The sequence below is a fragment of the candidate division KSB1 bacterium genome (assembly GCA_034521575.1).
Classification (GTDB): Bacteria; Zhuqueibacterota; Zhuqueibacteria; order Residuimicrobiales; family Krinioviventaceae; genus JAXHMJ01.
Map to the genome: position 1 here is coordinate 965,037 of JAXHMJ010000002.1, position 14,626 is coordinate 979,662.

Sequence of the window (14,626 nt, forward strand, 5' to 3'; positions counted from 1 at the left end):
AAGTTCAGATTATTCTAACTCCAGCAATCTTTAATGCTCCGCATAGACCGGAATATTCGATCAGCAGTGTAAACAGATATTTTTCCATCAACCCTATACAATATACGAGTCATGCATTCATCGCAAAACATTTTTTTCGTTTGTTTCCCCACATGTATCATTATCCGTTTTCAGAATGAATTTCACCAGCTTTGGCAAGTGAAAATTTTGATATGATGGGGCCGATAATTTCATGGATGATCGTTGCACCAATCACGATGTTTAAAATAATATCAGAAAATGATGCAAACGCCGGATTTTGTTTGATAATCAACGCCAAACCGATGACAATACCACCCTGAGGAATCAGACCACCGGCTGCATATTTTTGAACCTTTGGAGACGATTGCGACAGTTTTCCTCCCAGAAATGTACCGCAATATTTCCCAGCCGCACGAAAAACAACAAACATCAGAATCAACAAGTAATTGCCTATCAATATGGAGAAATCAAGATGCATTGAACTGATTGTAAAAAAAAGAACAAATATTAATTCTTCAGTATATCTTTCCAGGATCCTGAAAATTTTCTCCTTTTTAAAATTATAATTTACTACCACAATCCCCATGACCATAGTGGACAAAAGCTCATCTGCACCCAGCAGTCCGGCGAATCCGTAACACAGAGCAAGCAGGCTTGCAATGAGTGTAATCAGGACGCCTTCTGTTTCTTTTTGGATGATTTTTGTTAAAATATTTAAGAGTATACCAAACAATCCTCCCCCCATAATAGACAGCAGTATCCGAAGTGCTGGCTCTAAAATCAAGTGAATACTAAAAGGCTGATGCGCTGTAATTATATTGACGACAGAGACAGCCAGGCTAAAATTGATGATACCAAGAATATCATCAAATGCAGCGACTCCCATGATGGTAGACGTCACTTCACCTTTTGCATGATACTCATGTTCAACCGACAATGTAGCAGACGGGTCTGTCGGCGAAGCAAGCGAGGCCAGTAGTAAACCAAGGGGAACAAAAAACGTCAACATGCTGTGCTCGGAAGAGTTCATGATAGGGGCGAGAACAATAAAAGAGACCGCCACAAACAGGTACGCAAACTCTGCTTCAAAAGGTACGATATAAAGAATCGATTTACCCATTTTCCGAACTAGGGAATACAGCAATGTGCCGCCGACAGAAAAGGTGATGAATGATAATGCAACATTGGTTACCAAACCGGTATGCTCGACAAATGAAGCGGGAATGAAATGTGTAATACCGGGATTCAGGATCAATCCCGCCAAAATATAACCTGTTACCTTGGGGAGTCCCGTTCGAGAACAGATTTCACCTACAATAAAACCGGTGAATAAAATAATACCCAATATCAGAATAGAAGTCATAACCGATCACTTTTCATCTAGTGTCATGTCACATCTGTAGTGTCGGGTAAAGACGCTTGAGTTTTATGCGAGAATCCTTTGTTGTAAATTGCCAATTAATTTTTGCATTCATTTGATTCCGGTGATTTTCCCAAGCATAGCATTCTCGGATCACGGTAGATATGTTGTCGATTCTCCTGTTTAGGCATTGACCATTTAAAACATTTAATTCAATTTCTGCCATATTTAACCAGCTACCATGCTTTGGAGTAAAGATAAATTGAAATCTATCGAGCAACTGTTTTGCCTTTTCTGGTGCGAATGCTTCATACAGCGAACCTGGCTTATGTGTACCATAGTTATCCATAACCAGGGTTATCCTTTTGGCTTTTGAGTAGTGGTTGGCGATTGTTTCTACAAAGCGAGCCCAATCTGTTTTGGTTTTTTTTGTTGTAACCTCGATAAACCGTTTACCTGATAATGGCTCATTGGCGAGAAAAATATTGCAGACTCCACAGCGTTCGTATTCATAATCATACTTTGCAATACTTCCTGCAGAGGCCGCTATGGGCAAACGCGTTTCTTTTATCAATTGTTTAGGAGATTCGTCCATGCAAACAACTGGAAACTCTTTGTTGTATGACTTTTTGTAAATATCAAGAACGATTTCCATGTTGGCGACAAAATCGCTGTTCTGCTTAGGTGGAATTACCCACCCCTTTTTGCGCCACGGCTTGATTTCGTTTTTTTTAGTACGCGACGAATGGTCTCATGTGAGATATCGTCAACATAATTTAACTCAACAACCTTATCAGCAAGCAGCCGGAGCGACCATCGCGAAAAGCCTTCAGGAGGTTCACTGCAACTTAAAGCAATTAAATGGGCTTCAAAATCTCCATCAGCTTTTCTTTCGTAAGCGCGTTGCCCTTTGGTACCATTTAATGCAATATCGAGGCCTTGTTCAACAAAACATTTTTTGACACGATCGATTTTGCGCATACTGATTTTTAAGACGCTGGCAACATCCTTGTTCTTTAATGGTTTGTCTTGATAGTCACCTTCATCACAGTTTAACAGTATGAGAGCGTTTAGAACCTTTTGCGATCGATGCTTGCCCTTCTGTGTTATTGAAATCAACTTTTGACGCTCTTCTTGAGTTAGAGTTACTTTGTACTTTTTCATATCACCTCCATCAATCAATTCGTTGATGGAGTTAATATACAAATTATTTTACGACATTACAAGTGTGACATGACACTAGTTAGATCGACAGCATTTATCGCATGTCATTCTTGCGAAAGCTCACTGAGTCTATTAATGAATAACATTCCACAATGCTGATTGATTTCCATATATTCCGGTTATTTCTTCAATTCGCTGATATTCAGGCCCTCATCAGGCTGATTTAAATTATATAAAGGCAACATCATTGTCCCCACGATAATCATGATATTCGAACAGGATTTTGTTTTCACTCTTTTTCCTTTTATTGATTACCCTGGCATAACCACAGGAATGATAATAGATCGTTTCTGTTCGCAGTACCCGATATTTATGATCAAGAACAAGGTATACCAATACGCCTGCATCTCCGGCACCCACACCAGCGCATACCTTGCGGCCATTTGGCAGATCCGTACACGGATATCAGAATATAATGATGATTGTCAATTTTTTAAAAAGTGAATATTGAACACTTTAACTCTGAAACTCAAACTTTTTTCAACTTTTACTCAAATCAACATATCCCGGCTCACCACTAATACTCCAGCGGTTCCACATCCTCTCCCTCGAACGGACGCCGCCATTCAACAGGCACATCACCGGGATCCAGCCAGTCATCCGACGGCCAGCTGGCAACCTGATTGAAACTCAGTACATAGATTTTATTGACCCATTTTGCCCATTTGTACCCGTATTTGCCAAACGCAATCAGGCGCAGCGGGAATCCGTCATGATCCTGCAGTGGTTCACCGTTGACCTCATAGGCGAGCATGGCATCGTATTTTTGCGCGTATGAGAGCGATATCACTGATTTGAAACCGTCAACGCACTCAAAATTCAGATATGCGGCATTGGGATGCAGGCCTGCCTGTTGCAAGAGGTCCTGAACCAGTACACCTTTCCAGACACCCAGACCTGCCAGCCTTCCACACAGTACATAATCATGGTATCTGTTGTGACAGCAGAAAGCTTCCGGATATCCGACCAGCTCAAGGCGTAGGCGGAATCCACCAAACCGGACATTCTGAGTTGCAAGGTATCCGCATCGAAATCCGGTTCCCCGAACATGCTGCGTATCGGCCTCTTCGGCGGGATAAAATCCGGCCATAAAGAAAACAATTCTTTTATTTATTGAACCATGAATATACAATACCTGCGAAATAAACAGAACCTCAGGTTTTGAGAATCCGGTCCGCGGATAATTTACCCGTAAGAATCGACATGGGGACACCGGCAGGACTGTAAGCCCATTGCCCGGCTTGATAAACTGAAGGTATGGGGGTCACAACGGAACGATCTGAGAACTGGATTTTATTGATAACAGGAACCGGTTTAACAAATGACCACCCGGTTATCGGCACCTTCGGAACTGGCGGTATAGTCTTTGATACTTGTCGGGGTTGAAGAAAAACGGGCAACCAACTTGTCCTTCAGCATCGGATAGATGGATTCAGATATTACGTTAATAATACGGTTCTCCAGTTCCGTTTTCAGTTCATCGTACCACCCGGCTTTACGGACTTTGTTGAACAGCTCATATTCAGCAAGCAGGCTGATAATCAGACCGGTTTCCCCCCGGGGAGCCAATTCAGGATCTTTGAGTCCGGGGATGGATATTTCATAGGTATTTAAACGCGTATACTTGTCAAGCCAGCTTAAAACCGGCTCCTTTTCCGGGTTGTCAAGCAGATGATCAAGCTCATTCCAGTTCGTTTCACCGAGCCCCTGTTTGGAAGGGGTATAAAAAAAATGGCCATTTGCAATCGCCCGAAAACTCTCAAGCGGTTCATCCACCTCCAGGAATAATGTAAAAACAGAGTCTCCCCCGCGCTTTGATAATATCTTTTGTTTCATATCTCCGAATTGCGTTCTTATTTTTGGGGACACCCCAATAATATCCGTGATCCTGTAAAATGTCTTTAAATCAGCGGCCCAAATCAAATTCTCAAATTCGTAAACCTCATTTGCATGATCCTTCACCCGGCAACGATGCGCCAGCACTTTGACAATCTCAGTCTCCGTCTTTATGATTCCGCCATATTCAAGGATTTTGTTTTTCAGAGCATCGGCCAATTTTCCAATCCCGCCTTTGGGATAAAAATAATCCAGGTAAAGCGAAAAGTAGCTCAATGCAAAGAATGTTGGAGTATTTTTAAAAAAGTGCTGCGAAATAATATCTTTGAGAGAAGGATTTTTTATTATAGCATCCAGATACGTTTCAATCGGCATATTCATGCGGTTAATCTTTCCGACCGTAAATATAAATTTTGGTAGCCAGGGTAAAAGTCTTTTTAAAAGAAAAGTTCGGTCATGCTTTAAATCTTTGAACACCGGATTTTCTATGCCATAAAGCACATCCATGTGCTTTATGATTTTTTGTATAACTTTTAATACAGCATCTATTTCGTGTTCACTTTCCGGATACAATTCGAGTAACAGTTCCCTGTATTGTTTTAAACTATCCAGATTTTCTATATTGATGACATGATTTTCGATGCCCAGAGAGACCGGACTTTTCACCACGTCCAGCTGAATACCCAGATCTTCCAGCATCGGAAAAATAATACCCGCATCTTCAAGCGCACGCACACCCGCATCAAAGTGGAAACCGTCTCTTTTAAAAGAGTTTACCAACCCGCCGCATTCTGCATTTTTCTCACATAGCAGTACGTTTCGCCCTTCACGTGCAAGATAGACTGCCGATGTCAATCCGGCAATTCCGCCGCCGACGATGATGGTATGGAATTTATTTACAGACATAGGATGTCCCTTTTAAATATAAACATGAATCATTCAAGATGATGGGATTGACAAACCGGTCAAATCCAGACTTTTTTCCCAAAGCAAACCCGCCATGTCTTTATCAAGAGCCGGCGGTGCGGGTGTCTCTTCAGTGGTCAAGTGGAAGAATTTGCCGTTTACGGTTTTTATGTTCTCCGAAACACCCAAATAATACAAAGCCTCGGCTGAAACTTGAGCGGATTTTAAGGTTTTATCAAAAAATGTCTTTTTAAACAAGCGGTAAAGGGGACCATTTTCCCGGCCCGTATCCGTCCTCACTGCACCTGGATGCATAGCATTTATCGACACAGCGGTATTTTCACATTTTTCAGCAAAAACAATCATGGACAAGAGTTGAGCGGTTTTGGCGGATCCGTAACTTTTCAAGCCGGAATAACGGTGTTTTTCCCAGTTCAGATCATCCACAGGCAGCCCCCATGCGGCAAACCGATGTCCTTCGGAACTCACAAAGATAATGCGGGCGCTTTTCTGGGATTTCAGTTTATCCAACAGCAGATAATTGATAATAAAAGAAGAGAGATAGTGAACCGCCAATGTTTTCTCGATACCGTCGGGTGTTAATTCCCGTGTTGTCAAATAGACACCGGCATTATGGATCAAAACATCGATGGGCTGCTTGACTTGCAGGAGTTCATTTGCAGCTTTACGAATATCGCTCAGATCGCTCAGATCGGCGATTAAGTACCGGCAGTTGACACCGTATTCGGTTTCAATCTCAGTACGCAATGCTTCCGATTTCACAGGATTGCGGTTGATACAGAGCAGATTCGCACCGTGTGAGGCATACTTATGTGCGGTCAGCTTGCCGATACCGGATGTAGCGCCGGTGATCACAACCAGCCTGCCGGTGAAATCATCAGAGCAGACCTCTGGCTCCAGAAAGCTGTTTCGGATCATAGCCCAAATATTAGACCATTTGTACTCTTTGACATACTGCCATACTTTTTTTCTTTTGTTCATACCAGACTCAACCGAATTTCTTTCTCATAAACCTTCTGTATGCCGGACCGAAACGCGGTATATTGTCAAAAATATCACCCCAAAGATCATAATAATCCCGCTGTTCTGAGATTTTTCCGTCTGCATTCAGAGTCACACGACTGCAGCCATAAATTGTCGAACCGGGATTATTTTTATAACTGAGGGTCATCTCCCACTCTAGAAAAATAACGTTCTCCTGCTGGACCGCCCTGACAATGTGCATCTTTAAATCTTTAGAACGGTCTGCCAAACGTTCAGTCATTGCCGTGAATTCCCTGATACCATGTATTTCCTGAATAGAGTCCCGAAAATAAATATCATCCGCATAATAGGGCAATATATGAGACCAGTCGGGGTTCCCTTTTGTATTGTATGTTTTTGACCACAATTCAGTTATCGTATCGCAATTAATATCCATTTTTATACTGTTCTCCTCTTCACATTCTGTAATAATTTTAGAAAAATTCTATAAATACATACCTATTGTGAACATATAATCCAGGTTGCGCAAGGGCGCGGGATCCTCTCCTTCTGCAGTGGGCATCATCAATACATTCCAGCCGATGGTAAAGCGGTACTCGAAAAAGCACTCTTTGCCCAAAATCGTGCTTTCCACACCGGCTCCATAGAGGAACGCATAATCAAAAACATCTATACCTTTGATTTTATTAACATCATAAAAACTGACAGGCACACCATCAACTTTAGCCACGCCACTCAGACGGTAATCACCGTTGAGTAAAATGGAGAGGACAAACCCACTGCTTCCATAAAGAGTAAAATCTCCCATCTGGGCAAACGAATATCGTATCAGCATGGGGATTTCAAAATAGTTCAAATCATACTCGGTTCGGGTATTGATTGGACGATCTTTCAAGTCAATATCTTCCCTTGATCCTTTCTGCACAAATAAAAACTCTTGCTGCATACCGAATGATTCTGTGATGGGATAATAAATGAGCAGACCGCCCGCCAGGCCATGCCGGTAATATACATCAACTGAATAAGGGAGATCGGGAGCAAGGATACCATATTGCGTTGCCATACTGTACCCTGCCCTGAATCCAAATTTGACACCTTTTTGAGCGGATACAGGATTATGCAAAATCAAAAGTAATAATATATAAATACGCGGAATCCATTTCATAGTCTACTCCTGGTAGCAGAGGTACAAGACATGTATCCCCTGACGTCGGTTTCAGAGTCGTATACCGGGCTGAAAAATATTTTCATCCAAAAATATTAAATCTTTGCAATAGTTCCAAATATTAAATAATGTCAAGTGCACTCGAGTCACTCTCAGTCTTGCTGATATTTCCGGATAAAACAGCCGATTTCATCCACAGCCTGTTTTGCTTCAGGCAGATAGGGTATGAAAATATGCCACAAATGCCACATTTTCGGCCAAACAGTCAGCGTTAGCTCCACACCTGCATAACCAGCATTCTCTGCAAGACGTTCCGCATCACTCAATAGAATTTCATGTTTACCTGCCTGGACGAGTATTGGCGGCAGGCCTGTCAAGTCACCATAATGAGGCGAAATCAAAGGATAGCGCACATTCTGATTACCTGCATATTTTCGCGACATAGACAGGGCAAATTCCGATGTTAAAAGTGCATCTTTGTTGGTATGAAACGTCTCACCGGTACAGGCCAGATCAGTCATAGGGGACATACAAACAGCAGCAGACGGCAGTGTCTCACCGGCATCACGAAGCGCCATCAAAACCGCCAACACCAAATTGGCCCCGGCTGAATCGCCTGTAAGCACAATACGATCCGGTTTGATCCCATCCTTTAGCAGCCGCCTGTAAGCAGTCAGGCAATCGTTAAGCTGGACTGGAAAAATGTGTTCAGGTGCCAGATGATAATCAACTGCCACGACCCGGCTGTTTGCGGCCTGTGCGATATAGGCGGCAAGCACACGATAGTTATTATTCCAACCCAGCACCCATGCACCGCCGTGGATATATAATACCACAGATTTTACTACAGCAAGACGCGGCTTGATCCACTCGACTGGAACCCCATCCAGAATGCTTTCCTGTAATGTCACACCATCAGGCAGCAGCAGTGGCCTGGATGTTTTTTCTGAAAAAGTGCGCAAATCTTGTATTGAATTAATTGAATTCATCCGATACGAAAGTATTCTTGTCATGAACCTGAACACAATACTTTGTAAACTGGACATATTGCAGACACTTTTTAATTTGGGCTGAAATTATTGCTTTGTTCCGATAAACGGGCTGCTAATTGCTGGAGAATCTGCTATTCATAATCTTGGATGATGTTATGAATCAACAACAAAACTGTGAACATTGAATACAGTTTTTTGTTATACTGAATCACCACTTATTCGACAAGGCTATCACAATATTTTTTAATCAACCGTGACAGATTAAATCACACTTTATTATATACCATATCAACCTCAATATCCTCATCAGTACCGTCAGAATCAAAATCAATCGGCATCATCACGGTAATGGTGAGAGTATTGCCGTCAATATCATAGCCTACAATATTATCAATCCCGACGTCGTTGATGATCAATTCATCACCGTTCAAGCTATAGGTGCCGTCAACCACAACATCACTGCTGCCGGTATAAGTCGTTGTCACTGAAGCGGATCCGTCTTCGTTTAACAGCAGGACAGACGAGGTGGCCCCTGTTCCGGAGAGCTCTAAAAATTGCTCCGCGGTCATACTCATATCACCCACTGGAGTATTTTTCATGACTACATTGCTCATACGCCAGTTGCCAACGATTGATTCTTCCTTTTTGGATTCAACTCCATTGTCACAGCTGCTGCCGATAAACAGAACCTGCATAAGCGCAGAAGCGATTAGCAGTACCAGTATTCTTATTGTGCGCATTTCACCTCCATGTTGGTTAATGATAAAACAAGGTATGATATTTTTTTAAAAAAACAAAAGGTTTATGACCGGTAGATGAAAGTTCATCTGCACTGATGAGTTTGATAGTCGACGGGGTTCGCAGTGCCGGACTGCAGTATACATGATCAAAACAACACCCGGAGTTGTATATATGCCGCGCCATATATCGACAGGTCCGGAGCCCCCGATCGTTGAGCGGACGGTCAATATCGGCCAGCGCGTCATCTTTCCAGCTGGATTTGGCGTGCCGGATGAGATGTAATTATTCCATAAACATACCATAAATATTTTTTCAGATGCTATGTTTTGATCATTCAACGCAGAACCCGACGAGGACGTGGAGAACCATCGAGAAATCTGAAATCAAGTATTTTCCCCTGCATTTATCACGTGTCAACAGATTCCACAAAATGAAATTGAATGTTCTCACCAATAAAGCAAGAGACTGTTTTTCAATACTACCTCTGCGTTCTCGGCAAACCCGGCGTTTGAGTTACGAAAATTTGTTTCCTGCTTCAATCGAGCTACAATTTTTGCATGGAGAACCAGCCGTCGCCAACTGATATGCGGGCAACAGGTTTGCCTTTCTCTTTGACAAAATGAACCAGGACATCTGTTGTTTTGGCAAATAATTTTCCCTCATCGCTGCAGAACAGAACCAGACGGGTCCCGGCTATATCCATAGCCAGTCGACCATGTCCGGCGAGAGTTACTTGAGCGGGCTCTCCCCAGCTGATATGATAAGATCCTGTATATTGCTTCAGATGTTCATCGGTGTAATAATATTCGGGGTTGGATTCAGGATCGAGCTCGCGCACCCAGATATTGCGATAGCAGACGGGATTGCCGTGATCCTGAAGCGCAATCGGCATCCTGAGCGGATGCGGACTGTAATCAGGTCGATTAATCCAGGCCGTCGGCCCGGACAATTCGACATGGTTCTGAATCAAGACACCGTTGTGAAAAATAGTCATATAGGCAGGCGAAACGAGTTCCCCGTCCCCGCAGAAACGTGGCACGGTATAAATAATGTCATAACTCTGCCATTTACCGGGCCGCCTGGATGCATTGACCATTGGAGCATATTGTCCGTAGAGTGAACCTGCCGATCCATCTGCATAGGTTTCGTTCTGATACGAGTCGAGCACCTGGATCTCATACCGGTCGAGTCCGAAAAACACGCCGCTGTTGCCTCTTCCCTGGCTTTCTCCCTCTGCCGGAACCGGCGGCGCCCACTCGACATGCAGTTGGCAATCGCCGAACGATTGCAGAGAACGAATATAGCCGCTTTCCGGCACACATTCCAATGCGCCCGCCTCAATTCGCCACTTTGTGGGGTTTCCGTCCATTCCCACCCAGGCGGACAGATCCGAGCCGTCAAACAAGACCACCGCATCCGACGGCGCTGAGCTTGCCTTTTGCCCTGTTGACGGTTCCCCCGGAACCACGGCCGGAGGCGCGGGCTGGGTTCGATCGTGTGCCGGGCGATCGAACATTGATGCACAGACATTCTGGGAAAGCGGACTGCCAGAATGCCGGCCGGTTGTATGGCAAGCAGATTTATCAGCAGAATATTAAATATGCAGATAATTAATTGTTTGTGAAACAACCAAACTCTATCAGATTTTGTTTTCACAACATCCTCCGGTGTTTAAATCATATATATAAATTTATTGGAACCATCATAACAATCTATCAAAAAATCAGCAATCAAGCCAATTTTTTGATAGATTATGCGTTTTTTTATGAACAATTGGTGAATGCCCCCGGTTTGATCTTGTTTTACATATACTTGCAAATATTGATATATAAACCCTGTTTTACTGATCATACAAAATCCGCCCCCTTTAATCAGTCCGGTCAGGATCCATTCCCAGGCGCTGAATCAGTGTTGAGCAAGCCATTCCAGCATGGCGTTCACACTGCCGGTGACCAGGGCAATGCTCGTATCCGCCGCGCCGTAATACAGACGAATCGTGTCGCCATCGGGTGCTATGGTATAACCGCATGGAAAGACAACATGGTCAACATCGCCACGACGTTCGTATGGTTCCTCTGGAGAAAAAACCCATTCATCACCGCGTTTGAGGCAGATCTCCGGTTTATTTAAATCGAACAGGGCCAGTCCGAGCCGATAAATGGCGCCGGCTGCATTTACACGGACACCGTGATAGATGACCAGCCATCCTGCTTTGGTTTTTATAGGCGGAGGCGAGAGCCCGATTTTGTTCGCATCCCACCAGGCTCCGCGCCTGGCTTTTAACATGAGCTTGTGGTCGCCCCAGTGACGCAGATTGGAGGAATAGGAAAGCCACATATGTGCTCCGGGCATGGCGACCGGACGATGAATCAATGCCCAATTGCCATTAATGCGTTCAGGCAAAAGCACGGCGTCTTTATCCTCAGGCTGCAAAATCAAGCCATAGCGTTCAAAATGGTGAAAATCTTCTGTGAGAGCCAGAGATACCCCCGGTCCTTCTCGGGTGTAGGTGGTATAAACGATGGCATATTTATCAAGTTCGCTAACATAGGTGATACGTGGATCTTCAATGCCCCAAACTTCCTCCGGAAAGCGCTCCGGATCCGGCATCAACGTCGGCTGTGTATCGATCTTCCAGTTATCTATGCCATTATCTGAGCGCGCAGCGCACAAGTGGGAATGCCCGCGTCGATCTTCAACACGGCACAAAAGAAGAGTGACACCATCAGGCATTAATACGGCGCCGGGGTTGAAAACAGAATTAACCCGGTACGGCCATTGTGCAGCCGTCAGAATGGGATTATGTTCGTGGCGTCGAAAGAGCTCTGGATATTCGTTATTCATTGGCTTTTAATCTCCTGGGTTAATAAAATATTTTCAGCCAGGCGCAATTCCAGCAGGGCCTGAAGAAAGGCCAGCGTCGACTCTGCACCCTGGTTCTTGTTCACACTGTCGGGATGCAAACCGTCCTGGCATCCTCCTGTAGTTGGATCATAAACAGGAAGATTCAAGTCGTTATGTCCGAGAAACCACTCAAAGGTCCGGCGTGCTTCTTCCTGCCAACGTTTGTCGCCGGTGATCCGGTAAGCTTCAAGACACGCAGAAACCATGGTTTGTGCTTCGACCGGCTGTTGGTCAAAGCGCGCGCGCTTTGACCCCTGCTGATAAAATCCATTGGATCCTATAGGGAAAAAATATCCCACATCCGAATGCTGTAAATCAGACAACCAGTTCAATGACTCTAAACCGGCCTCTGTCAAAGAGGTATTGGACATGACATTGCCACTCGTAAGTAAAGCGTGCGGCAGTGCGGCATTGCAATAGGTTAACCGGTCTTCATACCATTGCCATTTATCAGAATAGTTTTCTTTATACAATTTATATAATTGCATGGACAATTCCTCAAGCACCTGGATGGCTCGCCGATCACCGGTAAATCGATGCAGGTATTCCTGAATCCCCATTATTGTAAAAGCCCAGGCGCGGGGGCTGGTCGTCTCGAGAATGGCCGGCAGGGCCTGCTCGAACACCCATCCAGCCATGCTGTGCAGGGCCGGTATATTTGATCGACCCAATACAGTCCCTAACGCCCACAACGTTCGGCCATGGCTGTCTTCAGAACCGATCTTCTCCAGCCAGTTACGTTGATAATCCATAAAATTTCGAAAACGTCCAATTTCTGAATTAAAGGCATACCAGATAAAAGCAAGATAGCGGGAACCGAGTTGCAGTGTGTTTTCATTCCCCAGGGATTCCAGGAGAACACTCACGATCAGAGCCCGGGCATTATCGTCGATCGAGTATCCTTCGCTATAGTTTGGAACTGTGAATATGGCATGTTGGATTATACCCGTCTCATCTGTCATATGTAACAAGTGGTCAAGCTTTACAGGCGGTAAATCGGCTGGACGTTTATCCAATGGTTTGACTGCAAAACCAGGGCGGGTAAAATGGCGACGCTCTTTGCGTGTGCGTTTAAAGCACTCTTCATAGCGTTCCGCAACCTGGGGCCAGATCATCTGTCTGCCGTACACATAGGCCCGCTTTCTCATGGCATCGCGTTCGGATTCATTGTCTAAAAGCCGAATCACCTGATTGGCGAGTGCGTCAGAATCCTGAAATGGCACCAGCACCCCCCGTCCATCAGATAAGAGTTCATCCGCATACCAGTATGGCGTCGAAATCACGGCCTTTCCAGCCCCCAGTGTATATGCAAGCGTTCCGGAAGTGATTTGCGCTTCATTCAGATAAGGTGTAATGTAAATGTCCGCGGCGCTGATGAATTCAGTGAGTTCTTCCCTGCTGACAAAGCGATTATAAAAAATGACCTGACTTTGCACTTTTTTCTCTCTGGCCAGGCGCTGCAAGTATAATCGGTAGGTTTCCCCCTCGCTCCGAATGACATGGGGGTGGGTTGCGCCAACGACGAAATAAACAATGTTCGGATAACTTTGCAAAATGGCGGGTAAAGCTGAAATGACGTTTTCAATGCCCTTATTTTCAGACAACAATCCAAAGCTCAGCAGGACAATTTTGCCTTCGACGCCAAACAGATCTTTGTGAAAACTTGGATCAACAAAGGGCACATCCGGGATGCCGTGTGGAATCAGGTCAATTTTATCCGATGCTACGCCATAGACATCATGCAGGAATTCCGCACCGTGTTGACTCATAACTACAACTCGATCTGACAGCGACGATATTTCCTGCAGTACCCTTTTTTGATCAGGATCAGGATCACGCAGAATGGTATGAAAAGTGGTTACAACAGGCATCCTCAACTCGCGCAAAAGTACCAGAATATGACTGCCTGCCCGACCTCCAAATATACCATACTCATGCTGCAGTGAAACGAGGTCCACGCTGTTTATGTTCAGAAAATCTGCAGCGCGGCGATAAGAATCGATGTCCTTTTCAGAAATTTCAAACCGAACCTGGTCAGGATAATTATAGCCGGCCTTCACATCATTGACCGGAACAGCGATGCAGGTTGTTTGATCAAATTTCGTCGCAATGGCGTTGCTTAAATCCGTTGTAAATGTGGCGATGCCGCATTGACGCGGCAGGTAATTGCCAATAAACGCAATGCGATCGAGTCTTGAATGGGTTGATACGGAATTCATGATCAATATCTTTCTATGAATAGCGGTTTTGATGGTCTTAAACAGTCTGCTTCCCGGTTTCGTTACCTCCTCTACAAAGCGGCGTGTCCAATCCCTATGCAGTTTTATACTTTTACGGATTTTTTAATCTGATCGGGCAATCGTGTTAAAGTAAAAACTTGCTCTAAATTCCGATTCACTTTTCTCAGATTGGTCAAGTATTTCATGCAAATGAACTTGCCATACCCGGTATAAGAATCCGGAGATAAGCCCA

General features: G+C 44.4%; 13 protein-coding genes. All 13 read right to left on the reverse strand.

Annotated features, from left to right (window positions below; genetic code table 11):
• Positions 1-160: 160 nt before the first annotated feature.
• Entirely contained in the window at positions 161-1,366 is a 1,206-nt protein-coding gene (locus tag U5R06_07310) for a cation:proton antiporter (GenBank protein MDZ7722613.1), read from the reverse strand.
• A 46-nt stretch (positions 1,367-1,412) separates the two neighbouring features.
• Positions 1,413-2,545 (reverse strand): IS630 family transposase gene (locus U5R06_07315; GenBank protein MDZ7722614.1). Its coding sequence is split into 2 segments (ribosomal slippage): positions 1,413-2,116 and positions 2,116-2,545, totalling 1,134 coding nucleotides; the frame shifts between segments, so codons are not numbered across the junction.
• 311 nt (positions 2,546-2,856) lie between these two features.
• Positions 2,857-2,988 (reverse strand): hypothetical protein, encoded by a 132-nt coding sequence (locus U5R06_07320; GenBank protein MDZ7722615.1) that lies wholly within the window; start codon positions 2,986-2,988, stop codon positions 2,857-2,859.
• 134 nt (positions 2,989-3,122) lie between these two features.
• The gene (locus tag U5R06_07325; protein ID MDZ7722616.1) at positions 3,123-3,695 is read right to left on the reverse strand and encodes a molybdopterin-dependent oxidoreductase; all 573 of its coding nucleotides are present in this window, start codon (positions 3,693-3,695) and stop codon (positions 3,123-3,125) included.
• A 224-nt stretch (positions 3,696-3,919) separates the two neighbouring features.
• Positions 3,920-5,347 carry an NAD(P)/FAD-dependent oxidoreductase gene (locus U5R06_07330; GenBank protein ID MDZ7722617.1) on the reverse strand — a complete coding sequence of 476 codons (1,428 nt, stop codon included), beginning with the start codon at positions 5,345-5,347 and terminating at the stop codon, positions 3,920-3,922.
• Between the two features lie 33 nt (positions 5,348-5,380).
• Positions 5,381-6,349: an SDR family NAD(P)-dependent oxidoreductase gene (locus U5R06_07335; protein ID MDZ7722618.1), complete on the reverse strand. Its 969-nt coding sequence runs from the start codon at positions 6,347-6,349 to the stop codon at positions 5,381-5,383.
• A 7-nt stretch (positions 6,350-6,356) separates the two neighbouring features.
• A complete protein-coding gene (locus U5R06_07340; GenBank protein MDZ7722619.1) occupies positions 6,357-6,788 on the reverse strand; it encodes a nuclear transport factor 2 family protein in 432 nt (143 codons plus the stop codon).
• A gap of 48 nt (positions 6,789-6,836) precedes the next feature.
• Positions 6,837-7,517, reverse strand: a complete 681-nt coding sequence (locus U5R06_07345) for a porin family protein (GenBank protein ID MDZ7722620.1) — start codon at positions 7,515-7,517, stop codon at positions 6,837-6,839.
• 152 nt (positions 7,518-7,669) lie between these two features.
• On the reverse strand, positions 7,670-8,530 hold the full coding sequence (locus tag U5R06_07350) for an alpha/beta hydrolase (protein ID MDZ7722621.1): 861 nt from the start codon (positions 8,528-8,530) through the stop codon (positions 7,670-7,672).
• A gap of 245 nt (positions 8,531-8,775) precedes the next feature.
• Positions 8,776-9,249 (reverse strand): hypothetical protein, encoded by a 474-nt coding sequence (locus tag U5R06_07355; GenBank protein ID MDZ7722622.1) that lies wholly within the window; start codon positions 9,247-9,249, stop codon positions 8,776-8,778.
• 545 nt (positions 9,250-9,794) lie between these two features.
• Complete coding sequence (locus U5R06_07360; GenBank protein MDZ7722623.1) at positions 9,795-10,766, reverse strand: DUF1080 domain-containing protein; 972 nt, start codon at positions 10,764-10,766, stop codon at positions 9,795-9,797.
• A 389-nt stretch (positions 10,767-11,155) separates the two neighbouring features.
• Positions 11,156-12,094 carry a glycosidase gene (locus U5R06_07365; GenBank protein MDZ7722624.1) on the reverse strand — a complete coding sequence of 313 codons (939 nt, stop codon included), beginning with the start codon at positions 12,092-12,094 and terminating at the stop codon, positions 11,156-11,158.
• Positions 12,091-14,373 (reverse strand): glycosyltransferase family 4 protein, encoded by a 2,283-nt coding sequence (locus tag U5R06_07370; GenBank protein ID MDZ7722625.1) that lies wholly within the window; start codon positions 14,371-14,373, stop codon positions 12,091-12,093. The genes U5R06_07365 and U5R06_07370 overlap by 4 nt, the downstream gene beginning before the upstream one ends.
• Between the last annotated feature and the right edge of the window lie 253 nt (positions 14,374-14,626).

Bases quoted from the DNA above. Each gene is read 5' to 3' on its own strand.
- U5R06_07365 (MDZ7722624.1), bottom strand. From the start codon at position 12,094: ATGAATAACGAATATCCAGAGCTCTTTCGACGCCACGAACATAATCCC.
- U5R06_07345 (MDZ7722620.1), bottom strand. From the start codon at position 7,517: ATGAAATGGATTCCGCGTATTTATATATTATTACTTTTGATTTTGCAT.
- U5R06_07360 (MDZ7722623.1), bottom strand. From the start codon at position 10,766: ATGTTCGATCGCCCGGCACACGATCGAACCCAGCCCGCGCCTCCGGCC.
- U5R06_07330 (MDZ7722617.1), bottom strand. From the start codon at position 5,347: ATGTCTGTAAATAAATTCCATACCATCATCGTCGGCGGCGGAATTGCC.
- U5R06_07350 (MDZ7722621.1), bottom strand. From the start codon at position 8,530: ATGACAAGAATACTTTCGTATCGGATGAATTCAATTAATTCAATACAA.
- U5R06_07340 (MDZ7722619.1), bottom strand. From the start codon at position 6,788: ATGGATATTAATTGCGATACGATAACTGAATTGTGGTCAAAAACATAC.
- U5R06_07335 (MDZ7722618.1), bottom strand. From the start codon at position 6,349: ATGAACAAAAGAAAAAAAGTATGGCAGTATGTCAAAGAGTACAAATGG.
- U5R06_07370 (MDZ7722625.1), bottom strand. From the start codon at position 14,373: ATGAATTCCGTATCAACCCATTCAAGACTCGATCGCATTGCGTTTATT.
- U5R06_07325 (MDZ7722616.1), bottom strand. From the start codon at position 3,695: ATGGCCGGATTTTATCCCGCCGAAGAGGCCGATACGCAGCATGTTCGG.
- U5R06_07355 (MDZ7722622.1), bottom strand. From the start codon at position 9,249: ATGCGCACAATAAGAATACTGGTACTGCTAATCGCTTCTGCGCTTATG.
- U5R06_07320 (MDZ7722615.1), bottom strand. From the start codon at position 2,988: ATGGCCGCAAGGTATGCGCTGGTGTGGGTGCCGGAGATGCAGGCGTAT.